The following is a 19,911-nucleotide window of genomic DNA, read 5'->3' on the forward strand; positions in this document are numbered from 1 at the left end:
AAAAAACCGGCCTGATGGCCGGTTTTTTTGTGTCTGCAATCCGCCTCAGAGGCTAAGGCGCATCGACAGATCCACCGCCTTTACATCCTTGGTCATCGCCCCGATCGAGATGTAGTCCACGCCCGTTTCAGCAATCACCCGCAGGGTGCTTTCAGTCACGCCGCCACTGGCTTCAAGCTTGGCCTTGCCGCCGTTCAGGCGCACCGCTTCGCGCATGTCGTCCAGGCTCAGCTCATCGAGCATGATGATGTCGGCGCCCGCATCCAGGGCCTCTTTGAGCTCGTCCAGGCTTTCTACCTCGATCTCCACCGGCTTGCCCGGGGCAATGCGGTGCGCGGCAGTGATCGCTTCGGCGATGCCACCACTGGCGGCGATGTGGTTTTCCTTGATCAGGAAGGCGTCGTACAGGCCGATGCGATGGTTGTGGCAACCGCCGCAGGTCACCGCGTACTTTTGCGCCAGGCGCAGGCCGGGCAGGGTCTTGCGGGTGTCGAGCAGCTTGACCTGGGTGTCGGCCACCTTGTCGGCAAGGAACTGCGCGTGAGTCGCAACGCCCGACAGCATCTGCAGGAAATTCAGCGCCGAGCGCTCGCCGCTGAGCAGGGAACGGGCCGGGCCTTCAAGGTGGAACAGCACCTGGTTGGCGGTGGTGCGGTCACCATCCTTGACCTGCCAGTGCACCGCTACCCGTGGGTCGAGCTGGCGGAATACCGCATCAACCCAGGCCGTACCGGCAATCACGCAGTCATCGCGGGTAATGATGGTGGCCTTGGCCAGGCGCTCGGCCGGGATCAGCTGGGCGGTGATGTCGCCACTGCCGATGTCTTCGAGCAACGCACGGCGCACGTTGGCTTCGATTTCGGCGGTCAGGTCGGCGAGGCGTAAATTCGGCATGGCGGGCTCCACAAGCTAAGTGCCGGCGATTATAGGGCAGGGCAGCCCGCGCTTGCAGCAAACACTGCAGTGGCGGCCGAAGCTTGACCTTTGGTCAGGCCGAATGAGCGTTTCACGCTGGCACCGGTCTATCAGCAGCGGTATGCGCGCACTGGCGAGTGAAGGGTTTTTACTCGATAATGCGCCTTGTATTTGGCGTCATAGCTTTGACGACCACCCAAAAAGCTCAAAATCGAACCTGCAAGGAGACCAGGATGCACAACGACGGGAAGGTGGTGCCGATCAAGGCCATCACCGATCAGGCGCACAATGCGCCCCTCGCTCGTCTGCCGGTGGTGCTTCTGCAGGTACGTGACAAGGCCGCGCTGCAACTGCGCCAGGGCCTGCAGGCGTTGTTCGACAACGCCGACGACACCCTGTTCGAGATGGCCGACAAGGCCGCCAACAACGTCGAACAGAACATCCTTTTCGAAGCCATGCGCGACCTGCGCCTAAAGCGCAAGAACATCGAGCGCGGCTATCTTGACCACTTTTATGAAGCCTTCGTGCAGATCGGTCAGCCCGATTCACTGCCGGCCCTGCACAGCCATGGCTACGACCGCCTGGCACTGGTGGCCAATGACGAGCTGGAACGCACCGTGGCGCTGGATGCCATGGTCGCGCGGGTGCTGGCCCGCGACGGCATCGCCCTCAACCAGTTGACCCTGCGATTCAGCGCCCTGGTGGGCCAGGCCCTGGACGATCCGCGCAACCCGCTGGGCCCGGCGATGCTCTGCGATTACTTTTTGCGTGCCGGGCGCAGCCTGGGCGTGGGGATCAAGGTCAAGCTGATCATTCTCAAGCTGTTCGAGCGCTATGTGCTGCACGACGCCGACCAGTTGTACGGCGAAGCCAATCAACTGCTGATTGCCACTGGCGTGCTCCCCGAGCTCAAGGCCGTGCCGCGGCGCCGCGCCCAGGACCGCCCGCAGGCTGAACGCGAGGCTTCGGCCAGCGCAGCCGGCAACGAATCGCCCAATGATTCGCTGGATGCCAACGGCCAGGCGGTGTTTGCCTCGTTGCAGGCCCTGCTTTCGCCGGTGCGCGGGCGTGTTGCCCCGCGCCTGGAGGCGTGCGAGCAGGTGCAGGCGATCAGTACCCGTGACCTGTTGCGCCTGCTCTCGCACCTGCAGCATTACGTGCCGCCAACACCCGAGACCGATGACTTCGACCTGCACCAGCAGCTTGAACAACTGCTGACCCGGGTCAGCGTAAAAAGCGGCACCTACCGCAAGATCGAAGTGGTCGACGAGGATGTCATCAACCTCATCGCCATGCTTTTCGAGTTCATTCTCGCCGACCGCAACTTGCCGCGTTCGCTGCGCGCCCTGATCGGCCGCATGCAGATCCCGATGCTCAAAGTGGCGGTACTCGACAAGAGCTTCTTCAGCCGCAGCAGTCACCCGGCCCGGCGCCTGCTCAACGAGATCGCCACGGCAGCGATGGGTTGGGGCGCCAGTGATGATTGCCAGCGCGACAGCCTGTACCTGCGGGTCGAAAAAATCGTCCAGCGGCTGCTCAGCGACTTTGTAGACGACCCGGCGATTTTCTCCGAACTGCTCGCTGAATTCCTCGCTTTCAGTAGTGATGAGCGACGCCGCAACGAGCTGCTGGAACAACGCACGCGCGACGCCGAGGAGGGCCGCGCACGCACCGCGCTGGCTCGTCAGCGGGTGCAGCAGGAACTCAACCGGCGTCTGCTTGGCCGCTCGTTGCCGCGGGTGGTGGTGCGCCTGCTCGAAGAAGCCTGGAGCCAGGTGGTGTTGCTGGCCTGCCTCAAGCATGGCGACACCTCCAGCCAGTGGCTCGAAGCGCTGGAGACCATGGATGAGCTGATCTGGAGCGTGCAACCGCACACTGAAGACCAGGCGCGCCTGCGCCTGCTGGAGCTGGTGCCGGGACTGCTCAAGGCATTGCGCGATGGCCTGGCCAGTGCCGCGTTCGATCCGTTTGCCACCAGCGAATTTTTTGCCCAGCTCGAAACCCTGCATGTGCAGATGTTCGATACACCGGTAGTGGGTGGGCGTGTTATCCACAATGACGCCAGCGAGCAGGTACTGGTGCTCGATGAAATAGTCTTGCCCACCCCGCAAGCCTGCGAGCCGCAAGCGGCCCAGGTGCGCCTGGCCGACGATGATCCGGCGTTGCTGCAGGTCGAGCGTCTGCGTATCGGCGCCTGGGTCGAGTTGGTCGATGAAGACGACGTGCAGCGCTGCAAGCTGATCGCCCGGATCGACAGCACAGACCGCTTCATCTTCGTCAACCGCACCGGCCTCAAGGTCCGTGAATGGTCGCGCATGGCCCTTGCCGTAGCCTTGCGCCGCGGGCATGTGCGCCAGCTGGACGACACCTTGCTGTTCGACCGGGCGCTGGACTCGGTACTCAGCCAGTTGCGCCAGGCGCAAGCACGCTAGATTCCTACGCGTTTTAACGATGCATCCAGCGCCACCACGGGGCATACTGAGCCCGTGCCCCCGTGTCTCAGGATTTTCTATGCAACTGGACCGCGCTACTGGCTGGTTCGCCGGCGTCCGCCACTGTCCTTCACCCAACTGCAATGCCCGCGCCGAGGGTGAAGTCATCTCCCTGCTGGTTATCCACAATATCAGCCTGCCGCCGGCGCAATTTGGGACCGGCAAGGTCCAGGAGTTCTTTCAGAACCGCCTGGATGCCTGCGAACACCCGTATTTCGAAGGTATCAAGCACCTGCGTGTGTCGGCGCATTTTCTTATTGAGCGTGACGGCGAGGTCACTCAGTTTGTCTCCTGTCTGGACCGCGCCTGGCATGCCGGGGTGTCCTGTTTCGAGGGGCGCGAGGCGTGCAACGATTTTTCCATCGGTATCGAGCTTGAAGGCACCGACGAGCTGCCTTTCACCGATGCCCAGTATCAGGCGCTGCAAGCATTGACCCGGCAGATTCAGGATGCCTGGCCGGCCATTGGCACTGAACGGATTCAGGGCCACAGCGATATTGCTCCGGGACGCAAGACCGACCCGGGTAGCGCTTTTGACTGGCCGCGCTACCGCGCCGGCCTCAAGGACAAGGAGAGTGAAACATGAGTTTTCTGGTGCTGTTGCTGGTGCTGTGGTTCGAGAAGTTCTCGGCCTTGCGCCAGCGTCTGCAACGCGATGGTTTTTTCGTTACCGAGCTTGCTCGCCTTGAGCGTGACGGCAGGCGCCATCCCTGGTGGGTACTGATCATCCTGGTGCTGCTGCCGGTGGCGCTGCTGGCCTTGCTCCTGCACGTGCTGGAGCCGGTGGCCTATGGCTTGCTGGCCTTGCCGGTGCACCTGCTGGTGCTGATCTACAGCCTCGGCCGTGGCGACATCAAGGCAGCGCAAGGACCGTTTCGCGACGCCTGGCGGCGCGGCGACGAGCAAGCAGCGGTGCATGTCGCCGAACGCGACCTGGGTTTGACCGCCGACAATGCCCAGGCCTTGCTGGAACGGGTGCAGGGCAACCTGCTGTGGCAGGCCTACCAGAGCTTTTTTGCGGTGATTTTCTGGTATTTCCTGCTCGGTCCGGCCGCAGCCCTGGCTTATCGGCTGCTGGCCCTGACCGCCGGGCATGCACGGACACCTACGCTGCGCGACCATGCCTTGCAACTGCGCCACGCCTTTGACTGGGCACCCGTGCGCGTGCTGGGCGTAAGTTTCGCCCTGGTCGGCAACTTCGTTGCGGTCAGCCGGGTGATGCTGCACGAGCTGCTGAACTGGCACATCAGCGCCGCCGGCCTGATCGGCTCGGTCGGCCGCGTCGCGGGTGACCTGCCCGCCAGCACTTCGGCGGGCCCCGATGGCCTGCTCGGGCTGGACAACCTGTGGGAGTTGCTGCTGCGCTCGGCAGTGCTCTGGTACGCCTGTTTCGCCCTGTGGACAGTGCTCGGCTGAAGCCCATCGCGGAGCGGCCGTTGGTCGCTCCGCTGGCGGTTAACCTTAAGTTACAAACCCCCGATCCGATATGCGCTATACAGGTGTTGCTGAATACGTTCGGTGGCCTTGTGCCACTGTGGGGGTGCAAGCCGCAATCGCGGGGCAAGCCCGCTCCTACAGAGGATGGTGCAAAGGCAGGAACCGTAAAAACAATAAGAATCGGAGGGCACCACCCTTGAAGAGCCTGTTGTATCCGGCCATCGCGCTGATGAACCGCCTGAGCTTCGGGATGAAGTTCAGCCTGATCAGTATTTTGTTTTTCCTGCCCATGCTGGTGACCAACTACTACCTGGTCCGCGATTCCTATGCGCAGTTCCATGCCACCCGCACCGAGCTGCAGAGCCTGGAACTGCTCGGCAGCAGCCTGGCCTTGCGCGGCGATGTGGAAACCCTCGGCAACCTGGTGCAGATCAACGCCGTGCTCGGCCAGTCGGGCAAGGCCGAGGACGTCGAGGCGCAGATCGCCAGCGTCGAGCAACAGGTGCAGAGCCGCTTGTCCGGCTTGATTGCAATGACCGGTGACGAGGCCCAGGCCAAGGCCTTCGACGACAAGCGCAGCGAGATGCTCGATACCCTCAAGGCCGCTCAGAGCGAGACTTCGCTGTTGAGCAAGGTGGCGCTGTTCGACAAGCTGCTGGGCCAGGCCCAGGTACTGAGCAAGGTGATTGCCAGCCAGGCCGGGCTTAGCCAGGACAGCGACTCGGCGATCCGCCAGCTCAGCGAGCTGATGACCACGGTGACACCGCAAGTGACCCAGACCCTCGGCGAAGGGCGGGCCATCGGCTCGTATTCGCTAGGCCAGGGTTTTGTCAATTCGGCTTCCAGCGCCCGCTTCGATGACCTGTTATTGAAGCTGGAAAAGCTCGGCGCTGACTATGCCATCCGCCTGGATGAGGCGCTGGCCACCGAGCCTGGCGCGCAAGCCAGGCTCGGCAGCCTGGCCAGCAGCAGTCAGGCGTCGCTCAAGCAGGCCAGCGAACTGATCGAAGAACAGGTGGTGGTGGCCGACACCCTCGATGCGCCGTGGCCGGGGTTCTACAAGCAGATTAGCGGCTTGATGGAACAGACCTACACGCTCAATACCGCCATTGGCGAGTTTCTCGGCCAGCAGCTCGAGCAGCGCCTGGCCGAGCACCGTTTGCACATGATTTTGCTGGTGTCGGCGCTGGCCGCCGTATTCCTGCTGATCGTCTACCTGTATAGCGGCTTCTATGCCTCGACCCGCAACACGCTGAAGAGCCTTGGCGCGGTAATGGACAAGGTCGCGGCCGGCGACATGACGGTCAATTTCCAGGCCAGCAGCCACGATGAACTGGGCGAGTTGGGTCAGGTGTTCAACGGCACCGTGCGGCGCATCCATGACCTGATTGAACAGGTCGGTCACACCGTCGCCGAGGTCGAGCGTCAGGCCGAGCAGGTGCATGCGGTATCGGCGCGCAGCAACCAGGCGGTCAGCGGCCAGCGCGGGCAGGTCGAGCAGGTGGCCACGGCCATGAACCAGATGTCGGCCACCGCCCAGGAAGTGGCGCGCAGCGCTGCGGCGGCGGTCAGCAGCGCCCATAGCGTCAACCAGGAAACCGTCAGCGGGCGCGGCCTGGTCGAGACCCAGCAGGGCAACATCGCCCGCCTGGCCGGTGAGATCGACCAGTCGGTGGCGGTGATCAACCAGCTGGCCAGTGACAGCCAGGCCATCAGCCGGGTGCTGGAGGTGATCAAGAGCATCGCCGAACAGACCAACCTGCTGGCCCTCAACGCCGCCATCGAGGCGGCCCGGGCGGGCGAGCAGGGCCGCGGTTTTGCCGTGGTCGCCGATGAAGTGCGCACCCTGGCCAAGCGTACCCAGCAGTCCACCGAAGAGATCGAGCAGATGATCTCGCGCCTGCAGGGCGGTGTAGGGGCCGCCGTCAAGGCCATGGACAGCAGCCATCAGATGGCCTCGGGCACGGTTGGCGAATCGCAGCAGGTGCAGCAGGCGCTGGAGAACATCCTTGGCGCCATTGGCAGTATCGTCGACCAGAACCAGCAGATCGCCGCGGCGGTGGAGCAGCAGACGGCGGTGGCCCACGATATCGACCAGAACATTGTCGAGATCAACCGGGCGGCGGAAAACACCACCCAGGGCGCGCACCAGACCGAAGACGCCAGCCGCAAGCTGTCGACCCAGGTGCTGGAGCTCAAGCGCCTGATCGGTGCGTTCCGGGTCTGAGATCAGCGGTTGCTGAAGTTTTCCGCGCTGTGACAAAGTAGCGCCCTGAAGGATTCCAGGGGGCCGGATGTGTCGGCAACGCTGCGGGTGTAGTCTCACCCTCACAGCAAACGGAACCTCGAGTCCACGCGATTCGGCTCCCTCAGCAAATTCACTGACGAGGTACAGACATTGGCCATCATCCATCCCAAAGTCCGCGGTTTTATCTGCACCACTACGCACCCGACCGGTTGCGAGCTGAACGTACGTGATCAGATCGAAGCCACCCGCAAGCAGGGCGTGCGCGAGGATGGTCCGAAAAAGGTGCTGGTGATCGGTGCTTCCAGCGGTTACGGCCTGGCAGCGCGCATCACTGCCGCCTTCGGTTTCAAGGCCGATACCCTGGGCGTGTTCTTCGAAAAGCCGGGCACTGAAACCAAGGCCGGCACCGCGGGCTGGTACAACTCTGCCGCTTTCGACAAGTTCGCCAAGGCCGAAGGCCTGTACAGCAAGTCGATCAACGGTGACGCATTCTCCGATGAAGCGCGGGCCAAGGTCATCGAGCTGATCAAGAGCGAAATGGGCGGCCAGGTCGACCTGGTGGTCTACTCGTTGGCTTCGCCAGTGCGCAAGTTGCCACAGACCGGCGAACTGGTGCGCTCGGCGCTCAAGCCAATCGGCCAGCCGTACAAGTCGACCGCCATCGACACCAACAAGGACACCATCATCGAGGCGTCCATCGAGCCTGCCAGCGAGCAGGAAATTGCCGACACCGTCACCGTCATGGGTGGCCAGGACTGGCAACTGTGGATCGACGCCCTGGACGCCGCCGGCGTTCTGGCGCCACAAGCGCGCACCGTGGCCTTCAGCTACATTGGTACCGAAATCACCTGGCCGATCTACTGGCACGGCGCCCTGGGCAAGGCCAAGATGGACCTGGATCAAACCGCCAAGCGCCTGGAGAAGAAGGTCGGTGGTGGCGCCAATGTCGCGGTACTGAAGTCCGTCGTTACTCAGGCCAGCTCGGCCATCCCGGTGATGCCGCTGTACCTGTCGATGGTCTTCAAGATCATGAAGGAAAAGAACGTTCACGAAGGTACCCAGGACCAGCTCGATCGTCTGTTCCGTGACCGCCTGTACCGTGCCGATGGCGCGCCAGCGGCGCTGGACGAAGAAGGCCGCCTGCGCCTGGACGACTGGGAACTGCGTGACGACGTACAGGATGCCTGCAAGGCCCTGTGGCCGCAGGTGACCACCGAGAACCTGTTCGAAATTACCGACTACGCCGGTTACAAGAAGCAGTTCCTCAACCTGTTCGGTTTCGAGCGTCAGGATGTTGACTATGACGCCGATGTGGCGACCGACGTACGGTTTGACTGCATCGAGCTGTAATCAGCCCTCGCTAAGCGTTTGTTGCCGCACCTGTTTTCCCCGGGTGCGGCAACAGTTTCATCCTCGAAACACAATTTGAAACAAGTCTGCCACTGGCCTTTTGATATTCCCGCCGCCGCGCTGATCTATACCACTCTTTACATGCCCTTTTTCAACCGCCAAGGTTTGGTCAGGAGGTGCTATGAGTGGACTGCAAAAACTAAAAGAGCGGATCAGGCAGAAGGGTTTGCAGAAAACCCTGAAAACCCTGTGTGAGCGTTACATCTTCTTCCATTGGGAGTTACTGTGGATGGAACGCGACCTGATCAGCCCGGTTGCGCCTCACAACCTGCGCGACCATCCTGCGGTACGCCTGGTGGAAATCACCCCGGAGAACGCCGACGCCTTCGCCCGCCACTTCGGCGACCGCGTAAAGACCATGCGCGAGCTGGCCGCCGAAGGCCACACCGGGCACATGTACCTGGATGAGCAGGGCGATGCCGTGGCGTTCATCTTCGGCAGCATGCGCGACTATCACGACCGTCATTATTACGGCTGCACCTTTCCGGTGAAGCCCGGTGAGTTCTTTGAATTCGGCGGCGAGATGATCCGCGCCTACTTCGGTACCCGCCTGTCGGTGGATGCCCAGATCAGCTTGTGGGAGGCCATGCGCGCCAAAGGCTGCGACAAGGTAGTGGATGTCTGCGAAACCCATAATATTCCGGCGCTCAAACTGCACCTGCGCATGGGCTATCACGAGCAGGGTCGAGTTATGCACGTGTACGGATTGTTCGGACGCTGGCGCCTGTTTCGCGAAACCCGCTACGATGGGTCGCGACTGAGCGGCTTGCGCAAGGTCCCTGCACCGCAGGTAGCGGCTTCGGCATAACAGAGGTCGATGAGCAGTCTCGAAGCATTCCCGGTTTTGCCCGTTGCCAGCAACAGCGGCCAGGCCTTTCGCGAAACAACCGCCGACGGGTACTCCCTCGGCGGTTTCTGTTGGCGCCACCAGGTGCCGGACGCTACGCGCCCGCTGGTGATCATCAACGCCGCCACTTCGGTGCGCTGCAGCTACTACGCCCGCTTTGCCCAGTATCTGTTCGCCCATGGCTTCGAGGTCATCACCTATGACTATCGCGGCATCGGTGAGTCGCGCCCGGCGTCGATGCGCCAATTCAAGGCCTCCTGGACCGACTGGGGCGCGCTGGATTTCGAAGCCATGCTGCAACGTGCCCAACGCCTGTTTCCCGGCCAGCCGATCGACGTGGTCGGTCACAGTTTTGGAGGTTGTGCGGCGGGGCTGGCGCCTTCGGCTGATCAGCTGCGCAGGCTGGTGACGGTGGGCGCGCAGTTTGCCTACTGGCGCGATTATGCCGCCGACAGCCGCTGGCAACTGTTCGGCAAATGGCACGTACTGATGCCGTTGCTGACGCGGGTGTTCGGTTATTTTCCCGGCAAGCGCCTGGGCTGGCTGGAGGATACCCCGGCCGGGGTGGTGCAGGACTGGAGCACGCCGTCTGCAGCCTATGAGCAACGTCCGAGTGCACGGGCGCTGGTTGATTTACCCTTCGCTCGGGTCAGGGCCAGGACCCTGGCCATCAGCCTGAGCGACGATCCGTTCGGCACGGTTGCCGCCATCGAGCGATTACTGGGGTACTTCGAGGCCAGTGAGCGCAGCCATCTGCGCATCGCCCCTGGCGATATCGACGAGAGCCGGATCGGCCATTTCGCCTTTTTCCACAGTCGCTTCCAGCCCAGGCTCTGGCCAATTGCCCTGCACTGGCTGCAGCAGGGGCAACTGGCCGAAGGTACACCGGGGCGTTTGATCAGCCCAGGCGCTTGAGCGGCTGCTCGGCGAATTTGACTCCGGCCAGGCCATGCTCGATCAGCGCGCGGATGTTGCCGTGGTCGCTGCCTTGCGGGGTGGCCAGCACCGAGCGGTAGTGTTCGCCGAACGCCAGCAAAGCTTCTTCATTGCTCAGGCCTTCGAGCAAGGCCAGGCCCAGGGTCTTGCACGAACCTTCGTTCTGCCCGGCAGCGTTGTCTACGCCGCCGTTGTTGAAGGCTTGTGGCTGGTAGGCGTAGTGCTCGGCGATGAAGGCCAGGGTATCGGCGAAGATGTGCTCGCCGGACTTCAGGCTGGCGCGCAGGGTATTGAGATCAGTCATTGGGCTTTCCTTTGGCGAACGCCGCTTGTTGTTCGGCGCTGGCTTCTTGCTGGTAAAGGGATTTCCATTCGGCGTAGGGCATGCCGTAGACCACTTCGCGGGCCTCATCCATGCTCAGCTCGATCTGCTTTTCATCGGCGGCGGCCTTGTACCATTTGGACAGGCAGTTGCGGCAGAAGCCGGCAAGGTTCATCAGATCGATGTTCTGCACGTCCTTGCGGCTGTCCAGGTGGGCAACCAGGCGGCGGAAGGCGGCGGCTTCAAGTTCGAGTTTCTGTTGATCGTTCATGGACGTTCTCGTGACAGCGGTAGCTCAGTCTACCGCGATGCGGTTTTTCAGGTGGCGGCCACCGTTGATGACCAGGTTGCTGCCGGTGCTGTATTGGCTGTCGAGCAGAAAGCGCACGGCATCAATCAGCGGCTGGGCGCCGGGTTCGAATTCCAGCAGGGCCTTTTTCAGGGTTTGCTGGCGGTAGGCCTCGTCGCTGTTCTCTTTGAGGATCAGCAAGCCCGGCAGGATCGCGTTGACGCGAATGTTCGGCGCGTACTTGGCGGCGAACGACAGCACCATGTTCTGCAGGGCGGCCTTGGTCGCGGCATAGCCGATATGGCTGCCGCTGCCGCGCGAGGAGGTCTCGTCGCAGATATGGATAATGTCGGCCTTGTCCACCTTAGCCAGTTGCTCGCCCAGGGCCAGGTTCAGGTGGTAGGGCGCCTCGACGTGCAGCTTGAACATGGTATTAAGGTTGGCCAGGTCATCGTCGAGCCACAACGAGGCGTTGTGCACGATGGCGCGCAGGCCGTCGTAGTTGCCTTGCAGGTGTTCGATCAGGGCCAGGCGCTCGTCTTCCTGGCACAGGTCGGCCTGGAACTGGATGATGTTCGGGTGCGCGGCCTCGGGGCTTTTGCTGCGGCTGGCGCTGACCACGGTATGGCCGGCCTGCGCCAGGTTCAGGGCCAGCGCCAGCCCGACTCGCTGGCTGGCTCCGGTGACAAGAATTGGGCTGTTCATGGTGGGGGCGGTCAACTTTTACTGGTTCGCTTGGATAACCCCCAGCATACCCGAACTAGGCGGGATTGCGCGCGCCCTGCGGCCCCGGGCGGGTTGGGCTGGCGTTCAGCCAGTTGGCCAGCAGGCGGGTCGACAGCGGAATGAAGAAATACACCATCAGCGGCGTCAGGCCCAGGGTGCTGAGGAGGATGCGCGGCACCAGGTCCAGCGCGCCCAGCCAGTGGCCGAACAGCAGATTGAACAGCAGCGACACCGGAAAGAACGCCAGCCAGATCGCCACCGCCTGCTTCCAGCGCGGCGGGCGCTGCACCGGGTTACTGCCGAACCAGCCTTCCAGGCCGCTGACCCGCTGTTCCGACGGCTCGGCGAACAGGCCATTGCCACGGTCCAGCCAGGCCTTGCGTGAGGCCGAGTGCTCCCAGGCGTGCATGGTCTGTTCGTTGGTGAAGCGGAAGATGATCTGGAACTCATCACCTTGCGGGGGCGGGGCGAGCACGCCTGAGCCCAGGTAGCCGGGAAAGTCGGTGGCCAGCTGTTCGCCTTCGTGCAGCCAGGCCATCAGGTCCTGGTAGCGACCATCGGCGACGCGGCGGGTAACCATCAGGGTTACGGGTGGGGTAGACATGGTATATCTCCTGGCAACTGGGCGTGGCGGGTAGGCCTACCGCTTGAACGCCGCCCGGGGTGGTGGGCGGCATTCGCTTCTTTGCAAGAATCGATGCAAGAATCGGGCGCGGATTATTCCTTAAATAAGCTGACCCGTCAGTGCTGGCGGTCGCCAACCTGAGAGAAATGCCAATGGTAGTGCTCGCGGCAGGCGGAGTAGAATGCCCGTTGGCCCACAAACTCGCGGTTTCCCGGCAATGATCGAACCTGACCAGCCTTCATTGAGTACGCCTGAGCTCGACCACGAAGAACTGTTCCCGATCCGCGAAGTCTCCCGCATGACCGGCATCAACCCGGTTACCCTGCGGGCCTGGGAGCGCCGTTATGGGCTGATTCAGCCCACGCGCACCGAAAGTGGGCACCGTTTGTACTCGCAAGCGGATATCGACGAGGTGCGCAGCATCCTCGGCTGGATCGAGCGCGGTGTCGCAGTCAGCAAAGTGGGACGCATCCTCGCCAAAAGCCAGAACCTCAAGGTCGAAAACCAGCCGCAGCGCAGCGACGAATCACAGGCCGACTTCATTCAGTGGCAAGCGCAGTTGCGCCAATCGGTCAGGGCATTTGATGAGCGTCGCCTGGAGCAGGTCTATGGCCAGGTATTCAGCAGTTATCCACAGCTGGTGGCATTCCAGGACATCCTTATGCCGGTCTGGCAGGAGCTGCGCAGCACCCACGAAGCCTTCGGCCAGGCCAGTGAATGGCTGTTCCTCGACAGTTTCCTGCGTGGACGGGTGTTGCAGCGTTTGCAACTGGCGCGCGAGCAGCAAGCAGTGCGCGTGGTGCTGGCAGCGATCCCCGGCCAGTGCCGCGAGCTGGAGTTGCTGGTGGCGGCGCTGTTGCTCGGCACCAGTGAAATCGCCATCAGCGTGCTCGGCCTTGGCCAGCCCCTGGAAGAGTTGAGCCTGGTCTGCGAGCGCATGACGCCCCATGCCTTGGTGCTGTTTTCCAACCATCCACCGGCCAGTGACTTGCCCAAGCGCCTGGCGCGCCTGGCGCTGGCCCTGGAATGCCCGTTATTGCTGGCGGGGGAGGCAGCGGACCTGGCTCAGGATAGCCTGATGGGTTCGCAAGTCGCGTGCCTGGGCAGTGAAGGTCGGTTGATGCGTCGGCGACTGCAGCAATACCTGGCCGGTCACCTGGATTCTTGAGGGTGCAGCTCGGGGTGGGTGCGGCGGTGGGCCTGGAGGATGTATTCGCGTAAGCGCTCGATTTCTGCCGGCAGGCTCTGGCCCAGGTTGTAGGCGGCCAGATGTTCGCCGGTGCGCCGTTGCAGGGTGCCGTGCAGGGCAATGGGGGCATCGCCGTCGGGGCTGAACCAGAGATCGAAGTGCCTGGGCGGTTCGGGTTGCTCGCGCACTTCCAGCAGCACACCCTTGAACGAAATTTCCCTGACCCACAAACCGGTGCTCAAGCCCAGTTCGTCCTCCAGGGCAACCGGTTGCTCAAGCGTCAGGCGCCAGGGTCGGACCACGGCGCCTTCTTCATAGATGTTCGGTGCACCCAGTTGCAGGTGCAGGGCATGGAACTCGTCTTCGACCAGTTGCAGCGGGAAGGTCATCTGCTGGTTGTTGAACTGTGCCTGCAGGGTCACCTGCTCGTCGGCGATCAGCCGGGTCAGCAGGTTCTTGATTTCGCTGCCGCCATTGACCAGCAGGCGCGACGCCGGTTCAGCCGGGATGGGCTGAGGCGCGTGCTGCATGGAGCGGATGAAGTCCAGTTCATCCTGGGTCAGAAGGGCATCTGCTTGCATGGTCGAACTCGAAGTTACAATCGTGAATGCGTTTCTTCAGCGTCATGGACAACCAAACGGCGCGTTTGTTAAGACCGTTGGTCGGCTTCCAGGGCAGCGATGCGCGCTTGGGCCTCGGCCAGTTGGCGCTCAAGTGCGATCACCCGCAGTTCGGCTTCGACCTGGCGGCTGACATCCTTCTGGATGCCGATGAAGTATTTGCGTCTGTCGGCTTCGTTGAGTACTGGGGTAATCGACAGTTCGTTCCAGAACGCGCTGCCGTCCTTGCGGTAGTTGCGCAGGATTTCCCGGCTTGGCAGGCCATCCTTGATCGCCTGGCGAATCAGTGCGCGGGCGTCCTGGTCGCGATCATCGTTCTGCAGGAAACGGCAGTCGCGGTAGAGGATGTCGTTGGCGTCGTAGCCGGTCAGGCGCTCGAAGGCCGGATTCACGTAGATCAGGATAGTGTCGTCATCGCCTTCCTGTTCAGCCACCACGATCCCGTCGTTGGAGGCGTCAATCATGCGCTGCAGCAGTGTGGCATTGATCATCTTGTTAGGTCCGCAAGGGCTGTAGATCGGGCATGCTGGCTGATTCTAGTAGATTGACCGTCGCTGTACAGCGGCAGATTAAGGCCTTTTGCCAGTGCCGGATGCTAGTATCCTACGTTTTTACTCAGTTTCGGAAACCTCTATGAAAGTCGCCATCCTTTCCGGTTCGGTATACGGCACCGCCGAAGAAGTCGCCCGGCATGCCGAGAAGTTGCTCAAACAAGCAGGTTTCGAGGCCTGGCACGCTAACCGGGCGACCTTGCAGGACATTCAGGGTTTTGCCCCCCAGGCATTTCTGGCCGTAACCTCGACCACCGGCATGGGTGAGCTGCCGGACAACATCATGCCGCTGTTCAGTGCAATCCGTGACGTGCTGCCCGCCGAGTGGCGCGGACTCAAAGGCGCGGTGATCGGCCTGGGCGACTCCTGCTACGGCGACACCTTCTGCGGCGGCGGTGAGCAACTGCGTGAACTGTTCGCCGAGATGGGCCTGGTGGAAGTGCTGCCGATGCTGCGCCTGGATGCCAGCGAAACCGTTACTCCGGAAACCGACGCAGAGCCCTGGATTGCCGAGCTGGTGGAAAAGCTGCGCGGCTGATCACTGCGGCTGTGGCTGCTCGCGCAGCAGCTGCAGCCAGGCCTGGGCGGCACGCGATAGGTAGGCGCCCTGGCGCCAGATAAAGGCAATGTCCCAGCGCAGGTCCGTCGGTTGGCTCAATGCCAGACGCACCACCCCAGGCCGCTCCAGGCCTCGGGCAACCACACTCGGTAACAGCACCACCCCTTGGCCTGCCGCCACCAGTGCGGCGAGAAAGTCGGCCTGGCCGCTGCGCCCACCTTCCCTGGGCGTGAAGCCCGACTGCTGGCAAGCACTGAGCAAACGGTCATTGAGCACGAAACTGCGCTGATAGAGCAGGAACGGTGTATCGGCCAGTTGTGCCAGGCTGACCCGGCCGGCGGCCGCCAACGGGTGATCGGTGGGCAACAGGGCGTCGAGGGGCTCGTTGCAGAACGGCTGGTAGGCGAAGACCGGGTCGCTGGGCGTCAGGCTGCCGCCCAGTTCCAGTTCGCCGCTGAGCACTGCTTGCTCGACACTGCGGCTACCGCCTTCGAACAGTTGAATGCTGATGTTCGGATAGCGCCGCCGGTATTCGGCGAACAACCGGGCGAACAGCGCGTCACTGCCCAGTAACGGCAAGCCCAGGCGCAATTCGCCGCGGGCCAGCTGGCTGAGATCATCCAGTTCGCTGAGCAGCTCCTGGCGCAGGCGTAGCATGGCTTCACCGCGCTCAAGGACGATTTTGCCAGCGGCGGTCAGGTGCAGTTGCGAACCCTGACGCTCCAACAGCGGCACCCCCAGGTCCTGTTCCAGTTGGGCGACCTGCTTGCTCACTGCGGACTGGCTGATGTGCAAGGTCAGCGCGGCCTGGGTAAAGCCGCCGCGGTGCACCACTTCGAGAAAGCTGCGTAGCTGTTTGAATTCCATTGCCTGAATTCCAATTTGGAATAGTTGGCAGTCTAACAATTCGCTTTTGGCGTGGGGAGCGGGCTTTTAAAATGAAGGCCTGAGAGGATCCCTGCGATGAAACCCCCTGCGTTTAACCGATTTGTCCGCCTGCTCGCCGAGCTTGCGGTGTTGCTTGCTCTTTACAAGGTTGGTGGCGTATTGGCCGCCTGGTTGGCCTGGCCGATTCCGGGCGGGGTGATCGGCCTGGCGCTGCTGTTGCTGCTGTTCGCCGTTGGCGTGCTCAAGCCGGCCATGTTGCAACTGGGGGCCGGGGTGCTGATGGCCGAGATGCTGCTGTTCTTCATTCCGGCGCTGATGAGCCTGCTCGATTACGGCAGCCTGCTGCGCGATGAAGGCTGGCGGATCTTGCTGGTGATTGGTGTCAGTACCTTGCTGGTGATGGTGGTGACGGCGGTGACGGTGGAGTGGATCTGCCGCTGGAGGTTGCGTCATGACGCTTGAGCCGATGCCGCTGTTCTGGCTGGCCCTGACCCTGCTGGCTTATCTGGGCAGTCGCTGGTTGTACCGGCGCACCGCGCGCTACCTGCTGTCACCGTTGATTCTGGTACCGGCTGTGCTGCTGGCGATTGCCGTGCCCCTGCATACCGCCTATGCCGAATATGCGCGCAACACCCACTGGCTGATGTCGGTGCTGGGCCCGGTCACCGTGGCCTTTGCCGTGCCGATCTGGCAACAGCGCGCCTTGCTCGCCCGCCACTGGCCGGCCCTGACCCTGGGCATGCTGGTCGGCAGTGCGGCATCGATCGGCAGTTCCTGGGGCCTGGCGCACCTGTTGGCGCTGGACAGCTCGGTCAGCCTGTCGCTGGTGCCGCGCTCGATCACCACGCCCTTTGCCATGCCGCTGGCCAAGGACCTGGGCGGCGTGCCGGAGTTGACCGCGGTGTTCGTGATGTTTACCGGGGTGCTGGGGGCAATGTTCGGTGGCGTGCTGCTCAAGTACCTGCCGCTGCGCACGCCATTGGCCCGTGGCGCGCTGTTTGGCGTCGGCGCGCATGGGGCGGGCGTCAGCCGCGCTCATGAGGTGGGGGGCGAGGAGGGGTCGGTGGCCGGCCTGGTCATGGTCCTGACCGGCCTGCTCAACCTCTTCGCCGCGCCCTTGCTGACTTTGCTGTTGTGATTCACCTCGCTATTTTGCTTGCTGACTCCCAAGGTCAATAAGCTGGCTGCGAACGCAACTCTCGGGCGGGCCTGCCTGACTAGACTGTCGATCAGTAGAGCACACGAATGTGCCGAGGTGATTGCAATGATCGCAGCCGATGCCTTGCCCAACACGACTACCTACAACCTACCGGGACCACTGTGATGCCTTTGGCCGAAATTCCATTGTGCGTCTGGCGGACCCGGGGCCTGAATTTCTCGTTCCGTGGCCAGACCATCCGCTACTGGACCGCAGGGCAGGGCGAACCGCTACTGCTCATTCATGGCTTTCCCACCGCCAGCTGGGACTGGCATTACCTGTGGACACCCCTGGCCCAGCGTTTTCGGGTGATTGCCTGTGACATGCTCGGCTTTGGCGACTCGGCCAAACCGCTGCACCATGATTACAGCCTGCTGGAGCAGGCCGACCTGCAGCAGGCATTGCTCGCGCATCTTCAGGTCGAGCAGCCGGTGCATCTGCTCGGGCATGATTATGGCGGCAGCGTCGCCCAGGAGTTGCTCGCCCGCCACCACGAGGGCCGCGCGCAGATCGCCAGTTGCGTGTTCCTCAATGGTGGTCTGTTCCCCGAACGTCATCGGCCGCTGCTGATCCAGAAGCTGTTGCTCAGCCGCCTGGGCTGGCTGGTCGGGCGCTCGTTCGGGCGCGATGATCTGGTGCGTAACGTCACCCAGATCTACGGGCCCTGCACCCATCCCAGCGAAAGCGCGCTGGACGACTACTGGAGCCTGATTGCCTCCAACCGCGGCACGCGCATCCTGCACAAGCTGATCACTTACCTGCCCGAGCGGGTCGCCCACCGCGAGCGCTGGGTCGGTGCATTGCAGGCCGACGGGGTGCCGCTGCGGCTGATCAACGGCGCGGTCGACCCGATTTCCGGTATCCATATGCTCGAACGCTATCAGGAGCTGGTGCCCGATGCCAACACCGTGATGCTCCAGGGCATTGGCCACTATCCGCATACTGAAGCACCGGTACAGGTGCTGCGCCATTATCTGGCGTTTCGTGAGCAACCCCTGGTGAATGTGCCGCAGAGAGTCGCCTGGTCCTGAGCGACCCGGTGTGCGCAATCATCGCCCGGCCTTATCGCCTGCCATTCAGCGCCTGCCCGCTTGATTGTGTGCCAGCCAGTGCTGGCTGACACTCGGGCATCCCTCTCTTTTGTTCTGCTGGAGAAACGAGCATGACGATTCGCTTGGACGATAAAGTGGTGATTGTCACCGGCGCTGGCGGCGGCCTGGGCCGCGCCCATGCCCTGCTGTTTGCCCGGCATGGTGCCCGGGTGGTGGTCAACGATCTGGGTGGTTCGACCCATGGCGAAGGCGCCAGCGCCTCGGCCGCCGACCGGGTAGTGGCGCAGATCCGCGAAGAGGGTGGTACGGCAGTGGCCAACCATGACTCGGTCACCGACGGTCAGCGCATTGTCGAACAGGCCCTGGACAGCTTCGGCCGGGTCGATGTAGTGATCAACAACGCCGGCATCCTGCGCGACAAGACCTTCCACAAGATGGAGGACAGTGACTGGGAGCAGGTCTATCAGGTTCACCTTGAAGGTGCCTACAAAGTCACCCGCGCCGCCTGGCCACACCTGCGCGAGCAGAATTGGGGGCGGGTGATTTTCACCGCCTCGACCTCGGGCATCTATGGCAACTTCGGCCAGGCCAACTATGGCGCGGCCAAGCTTGGCCTGTATGGCCTGACCCGCACCCTGGCCATTGAAGGACGCAAGAATGGCATCCTGGTCAACGCCATTGCCCCTACCGGCGGCACGCGCATGACCGAAGGACTGATTCCACCGCAGGTCTTCGAACAGCTCAAGCCGGAACTGGTCAGCCCGCTGGTGGTGTACCTGGGCAGTGACGACTGTCAGGACAGTGGCGGCCTATATGAAGTGGGCGGCGGCTGGGTCGGCAAGGTGCGTTGGGAACGCAGCTTGGGTGTCGGCTTTGACCCGCGCGAGGGCTTTTCACCCGACGATATTGCGGCCAACTGGCAGCAGATCGGCAACTTCGACAACGCTGTGCACCCGCAAGACAGCCTGCAAGCCTTGCAGCAGATGATGGCCAATCTGCAGAAGTATCCACAGGGCTGAACCTGCCCCAAGGTTGTGGTCGCCAGTTGAAGTTGCCTATGCTGGGCGGCCCCCCTTGCTGCAGGAGCACAGAGGATGTACGAATCCAGAACGGACCCGGTCATTTCTTCCCGTCAGTTCAGTTATCGCATGATGCGTCACGGCCTGGCAGCCTGCCTGATGTTGATCGGCTCGATCCTCTTCGGTGTGCTCGGCCATCTGTACTTCGAGCCAGACGTGCCCTGGCACGATGCGGTGTTCAACGCCACTTTGCTGCTGGGCGGAGTCGGGCCGGTGATCCTGCCCGAGAGTATCGGCGGCAAGCTGTTCTTTGCCGGCTACGGCTTGTACGTCGGGCTGGTATTTGTTGCCACCATCGGTCTGATCCTGGCGCCTGTTGCCCATCGATTGTTACACCGATTTCACTTTGACGACGCCGATGACGATTGAATTGCGGGCATAAAAAAGGCCGCTGCAGTGCAGCGGCCAAGTAAGACGCAGATCAAGGAGCTTCAAAATCAACGTCGGTGAACCTGGGCCAAGCTTCATCAGGCGGAGTGTGCACGCCGGTTGATGGAATCGGGCTGACTGCTTCGATCTGCGTCAGCA

21 protein-coding genes and 2 pseudogenes are annotated in these 19,911 nt (G+C 62.5%); 15 read left to right on the forward strand and 8 right to left on the reverse strand.

Annotation, left to right across the window (positions count from 1 at the left end; all coding sequences use genetic code 11):
* Positions 1–45 precede the first annotated feature (45 nt).
* Positions 46–894: a carboxylating nicotinate-nucleotide diphosphorylase gene (gene nadC, locus LOY45_RS04040; protein WP_258578780.1), complete on the reverse strand. Its 849-nt coding sequence runs from the start codon at positions 892–894 to the stop codon at positions 46–48.
* Positions 895–1,148: 254 nt separating this feature from the next.
* Here nadC and LOY45_RS04045 point away from each other — a divergent pair, with 254 nt between their 5' ends.
* The 8 genes and pseudogenes from LOY45_RS04045 to LOY45_RS04075 all read left to right on the forward strand — a co-directional run bounded on the left by LOY45_RS04045 (position 1,149) and on the right by LOY45_RS04075 (position 10,264).
* Entirely contained in the window at positions 1,149–3,347 is a 2,199-nt protein-coding gene (locus LOY45_RS04045) for a DUF1631 domain-containing protein (protein WP_233674485.1), read from the forward strand.
* A gap of 79 nt (positions 3,348–3,426) precedes the next feature.
* A complete protein-coding gene (ampD, locus tag LOY45_RS04050) occupies positions 3,427–3,993 on the forward strand; it encodes a 1,6-anhydro-N-acetylmuramyl-L-alanine amidase AmpD (protein WP_115088702.1) in 567 nt (188 codons plus the stop codon).
* Positions 3,990–4,823: a regulatory signaling modulator protein AmpE gene (gene ampE / locus LOY45_RS04055; RefSeq protein ID WP_115088701.1), complete on the forward strand. Its 834-nt coding sequence runs from the start codon at positions 3,990–3,992 to the stop codon at positions 4,821–4,823. The genes ampD and ampE overlap by 4 nt, the downstream gene beginning before the upstream one ends.
* A 1,186-nt stretch (positions 4,824–6,009) precedes the next feature.
* Positions 6,010–6,216 (forward strand): annotated as a pseudogene (locus tag LOY45_RS26945) (HAMP domain-containing protein); the annotation flags it as partial.
* 282 nt (positions 6,217–6,498) lie between these two features.
* Positions 6,499–7,071 (forward strand): annotated as a pseudogene (locus tag LOY45_RS26950) (methyl-accepting chemotaxis protein); the annotation flags it as partial.
* A gap of 171 nt (positions 7,072–7,242) precedes the next feature.
* Entirely contained in the window at positions 7,243–8,442 is a 1,200-nt protein-coding gene (gene fabV / locus LOY45_RS04065) for an enoyl-ACP reductase FabV (protein WP_115088699.1), read from the forward strand.
* 181 nt (positions 8,443–8,623) lie between these two features.
* Positions 8,624–9,310: a GNAT family N-acetyltransferase gene (locus tag LOY45_RS04070; protein ID WP_258578782.1), complete on the forward strand. Its 687-nt coding sequence runs from the start codon at positions 8,624–8,626 to the stop codon at positions 9,308–9,310.
* A 9-nt stretch (positions 9,311–9,319) separates the two neighbouring features.
* Complete coding sequence (locus tag LOY45_RS04075) at positions 9,320–10,264, forward strand: alpha/beta hydrolase family protein (protein WP_258578783.1); 945 nt, start codon at positions 9,320–9,322, stop codon at positions 10,262–10,264.
* Here the strand turns inward: LOY45_RS04075 and LOY45_RS04080 are convergent.
* Genes LOY45_RS04080 through LOY45_RS04095 form a run of 4 tightly spaced genes read right to left on the reverse strand, consistent with a single transcriptional unit; the run spans position 10,248 to position 12,226 of the window.
* Positions 10,248–10,589, reverse strand: coding sequence for a HopJ type III effector protein (locus LOY45_RS04080; RefSeq protein WP_115088696.1), 342 nt, complete (start codon positions 10,587–10,589; stop codon positions 10,248–10,250). The two genes, LOY45_RS04075 and LOY45_RS04080, sit on opposite strands and share 17 nt — an antisense overlap.
* Positions 10,582–10,878, reverse strand: a complete 297-nt coding sequence (locus tag LOY45_RS04085; RefSeq protein ID WP_045196092.1) for a DUF1244 domain-containing protein — start codon at positions 10,876–10,878, stop codon at positions 10,582–10,584. Before LOY45_RS04085 ends, LOY45_RS04080 begins: the two co-directional genes overlap by 8 nt.
* 24 nt (positions 10,879–10,902) lie before the next feature.
* Positions 10,903–11,601 (reverse strand): dihydromonapterin reductase, encoded by a 699-nt coding sequence (folM, locus tag LOY45_RS04090; RefSeq protein WP_115088695.1) that lies wholly within the window; start codon positions 11,599–11,601, stop codon positions 10,903–10,905.
* Between the two features lie 55 nt (positions 11,602–11,656).
* Positions 11,657–12,226, reverse strand: coding sequence for an antibiotic biosynthesis monooxygenase (locus LOY45_RS04095; protein WP_134064268.1), 570 nt, complete (start codon positions 12,224–12,226; stop codon positions 11,657–11,659).
* 238 nt (positions 12,227–12,464) lie between these two features.
* Between LOY45_RS04095 and LOY45_RS04100 the strand changes: the two genes are divergently transcribed.
* Positions 12,465–13,415, forward strand: coding sequence for a MerR family transcriptional regulator (locus LOY45_RS04100; RefSeq protein WP_233674483.1), 951 nt, complete (start codon positions 12,465–12,467; stop codon positions 13,413–13,415).
* Here LOY45_RS04100 and LOY45_RS04105 read toward each other — a convergent pair.
* Both LOY45_RS04105 and LOY45_RS04110 read right to left on the reverse strand, forming a co-directional pair.
* Positions 13,400–14,017 carry a hypothetical protein gene (locus LOY45_RS04105; RefSeq protein WP_115088693.1) on the reverse strand — a complete coding sequence of 206 codons (618 nt, stop codon included), beginning with the start codon at positions 14,015–14,017 and terminating at the stop codon, positions 13,400–13,402. The genes LOY45_RS04100 and LOY45_RS04105 overlap by 16 nt on opposite strands.
* 68 nt (positions 14,018–14,085) lie before the next feature.
* On the reverse strand, positions 14,086–14,547 hold the full coding sequence (locus LOY45_RS04110; protein ID WP_115088692.1) for a PAS domain-containing protein: 462 nt from the start codon (positions 14,545–14,547) through the stop codon (positions 14,086–14,088).
* 142 nt (positions 14,548–14,689) lie between these two features.
* On the opposite strand from LOY45_RS04110, the gene LOY45_RS04115 reads away from it, so the two are divergent.
* Positions 14,690–15,145: a flavodoxin gene (locus LOY45_RS04115; RefSeq protein ID WP_115088691.1), complete on the forward strand. Its 456-nt coding sequence runs from the start codon at positions 14,690–14,692 to the stop codon at positions 15,143–15,145.
* Here LOY45_RS04115 and LOY45_RS04120 read toward each other — a convergent pair whose 3' ends face one another.
* A complete protein-coding gene (locus LOY45_RS04120; RefSeq protein ID WP_115088690.1) occupies positions 15,146–16,033 on the reverse strand; it encodes a LysR family transcriptional regulator in 888 nt (295 codons plus the stop codon). It lies immediately after the preceding gene.
* Between the two features lie 96 nt (positions 16,034–16,129).
* Between LOY45_RS04120 and LOY45_RS04125 the strand changes: the two genes are divergently transcribed.
* The 5 genes from LOY45_RS04125 (at position 16,130) to LOY45_RS04145 (ending at position 19,752) form a co-directional block, all read left to right on the forward strand.
* Positions 16,130–16,516, forward strand: coding sequence for a CidA/LrgA family protein (locus LOY45_RS04125; protein ID WP_115088689.1), 387 nt, complete (start codon positions 16,130–16,132; stop codon positions 16,514–16,516).
* A complete protein-coding gene (locus tag LOY45_RS04130) occupies positions 16,506–17,192 on the forward strand; it encodes an LrgB family protein (RefSeq protein ID WP_134064260.1) in 687 nt (228 codons plus the stop codon). Before LOY45_RS04125 ends, LOY45_RS04130 begins: the two co-directional genes overlap by 11 nt.
* Positions 17,193–17,377: 185 nt before the next feature.
* Positions 17,378–18,283 carry an alpha/beta fold hydrolase gene (locus LOY45_RS04135; protein ID WP_115088687.1) on the forward strand — a complete coding sequence of 302 codons (906 nt, stop codon included), beginning with the start codon at positions 17,378–17,380 and terminating at the stop codon, positions 18,281–18,283.
* A gap of 131 nt (positions 18,284–18,414) precedes the next feature.
* Positions 18,415–19,323, forward strand: coding sequence for an SDR family oxidoreductase (locus tag LOY45_RS04140; protein ID WP_115088686.1), 909 nt, complete (start codon positions 18,415–18,417; stop codon positions 19,321–19,323).
* 75 nt (positions 19,324–19,398) lie between these two features.
* Positions 19,399–19,752 (forward strand): hypothetical protein, encoded by a 354-nt coding sequence (locus LOY45_RS04145; protein WP_115088685.1) that lies wholly within the window; start codon positions 19,399–19,401, stop codon positions 19,750–19,752.
* The last annotated feature ends 159 nt before the right edge of the window (positions 19,753–19,911 follow it).

The sequence above is a fragment of the Pseudomonas wadenswilerensis genome (assembly GCF_024749185.1).
Taxonomy (GTDB): Bacteria; Pseudomonadota; Gammaproteobacteria; order Pseudomonadales; family Pseudomonadaceae; genus Aquipseudomonas; species Aquipseudomonas wadenswilerensis.

What these genes read in the sequence shown, in the direction of transcription:
- nadC (WP_258578780.1), bottom strand. Translation starts at nt 894, where the DNA reads ATGCCGAATTTACGCCTCGCCGACCTGACCGCCGAAATCGAAGCCAAC.
- LOY45_RS04045 (WP_233674485.1), top strand. Translation starts at nt 1,149, where the DNA reads ATGCACAACGACGGGAAGGTGGTGCCGATCAAGGCCATCACCGATCAG.
- ampD (WP_115088702.1), top strand. Translation starts at nt 3,427, where the DNA reads ATGCAACTGGACCGCGCTACTGGCTGGTTCGCCGGCGTCCGCCACTGT.
- ampE (WP_115088701.1), top strand. Translation starts at nt 3,990, where the DNA reads ATGAGTTTTCTGGTGCTGTTGCTGGTGCTGTGGTTCGAGAAGTTCTCG.
- LOY45_RS04070 (WP_258578782.1), top strand. Translation starts at nt 8,624, where the DNA reads ATGAGTGGACTGCAAAAACTAAAAGAGCGGATCAGGCAGAAGGGTTTG.
- LOY45_RS04075 (WP_258578783.1), top strand. Translation starts at nt 9,320, where the DNA reads ATGAGCAGTCTCGAAGCATTCCCGGTTTTGCCCGTTGCCAGCAACAGC.
- LOY45_RS04080 (WP_115088696.1), bottom strand. Translation starts at nt 10,589, where the DNA reads ATGACTGATCTCAATACCCTGCGCGCCAGCCTGAAGTCCGGCGAGCAC.
- LOY45_RS04085 (WP_045196092.1), bottom strand. Translation starts at nt 10,878, where the DNA reads ATGAACGATCAACAGAAACTCGAACTTGAAGCCGCCGCCTTCCGCCGC.
- folM (WP_115088695.1), bottom strand. Translation starts at nt 11,601, where the DNA reads ATGAACAGCCCAATTCTTGTCACCGGAGCCAGCCAGCGAGTCGGGCTG.
- LOY45_RS04095 (WP_134064268.1), bottom strand. Translation starts at nt 12,226, where the DNA reads ATGTCTACCCCACCCGTAACCCTGATGGTTACCCGCCGCGTCGCCGAT.
- LOY45_RS04100 (WP_233674483.1), top strand. Translation starts at nt 12,465, where the DNA reads ATGATCGAACCTGACCAGCCTTCATTGAGTACGCCTGAGCTCGACCAC.
- LOY45_RS04105 (WP_115088693.1), bottom strand. Translation starts at nt 14,017, where the DNA reads ATGCAAGCAGATGCCCTTCTGACCCAGGATGAACTGGACTTCATCCGC.
- LOY45_RS04110 (WP_115088692.1), bottom strand. Translation starts at nt 14,547, where the DNA reads ATGATCAATGCCACACTGCTGCAGCGCATGATTGACGCCTCCAACGAC.
- LOY45_RS04115 (WP_115088691.1), top strand. Translation starts at nt 14,690, where the DNA reads ATGAAAGTCGCCATCCTTTCCGGTTCGGTATACGGCACCGCCGAAGAA.
- LOY45_RS04120 (WP_115088690.1), bottom strand. Translation starts at nt 16,033, where the DNA reads ATGGAATTCAAACAGCTACGCAGCTTTCTCGAAGTGGTGCACCGCGGC.
- LOY45_RS04125 (WP_115088689.1), top strand. Translation starts at nt 16,130, where the DNA reads ATGAAACCCCCTGCGTTTAACCGATTTGTCCGCCTGCTCGCCGAGCTT.
- LOY45_RS04130 (WP_134064260.1), top strand. Translation starts at nt 16,506, where the DNA reads ATGACGCTTGAGCCGATGCCGCTGTTCTGGCTGGCCCTGACCCTGCTG.
- LOY45_RS04135 (WP_115088687.1), top strand. Translation starts at nt 17,378, where the DNA reads ATGCCTTTGGCCGAAATTCCATTGTGCGTCTGGCGGACCCGGGGCCTG.
- LOY45_RS04140 (WP_115088686.1), top strand. Translation starts at nt 18,415, where the DNA reads ATGACGATTCGCTTGGACGATAAAGTGGTGATTGTCACCGGCGCTGGC.
- LOY45_RS04145 (WP_115088685.1), top strand. Translation starts at nt 19,399, where the DNA reads ATGTACGAATCCAGAACGGACCCGGTCATTTCTTCCCGTCAGTTCAGT.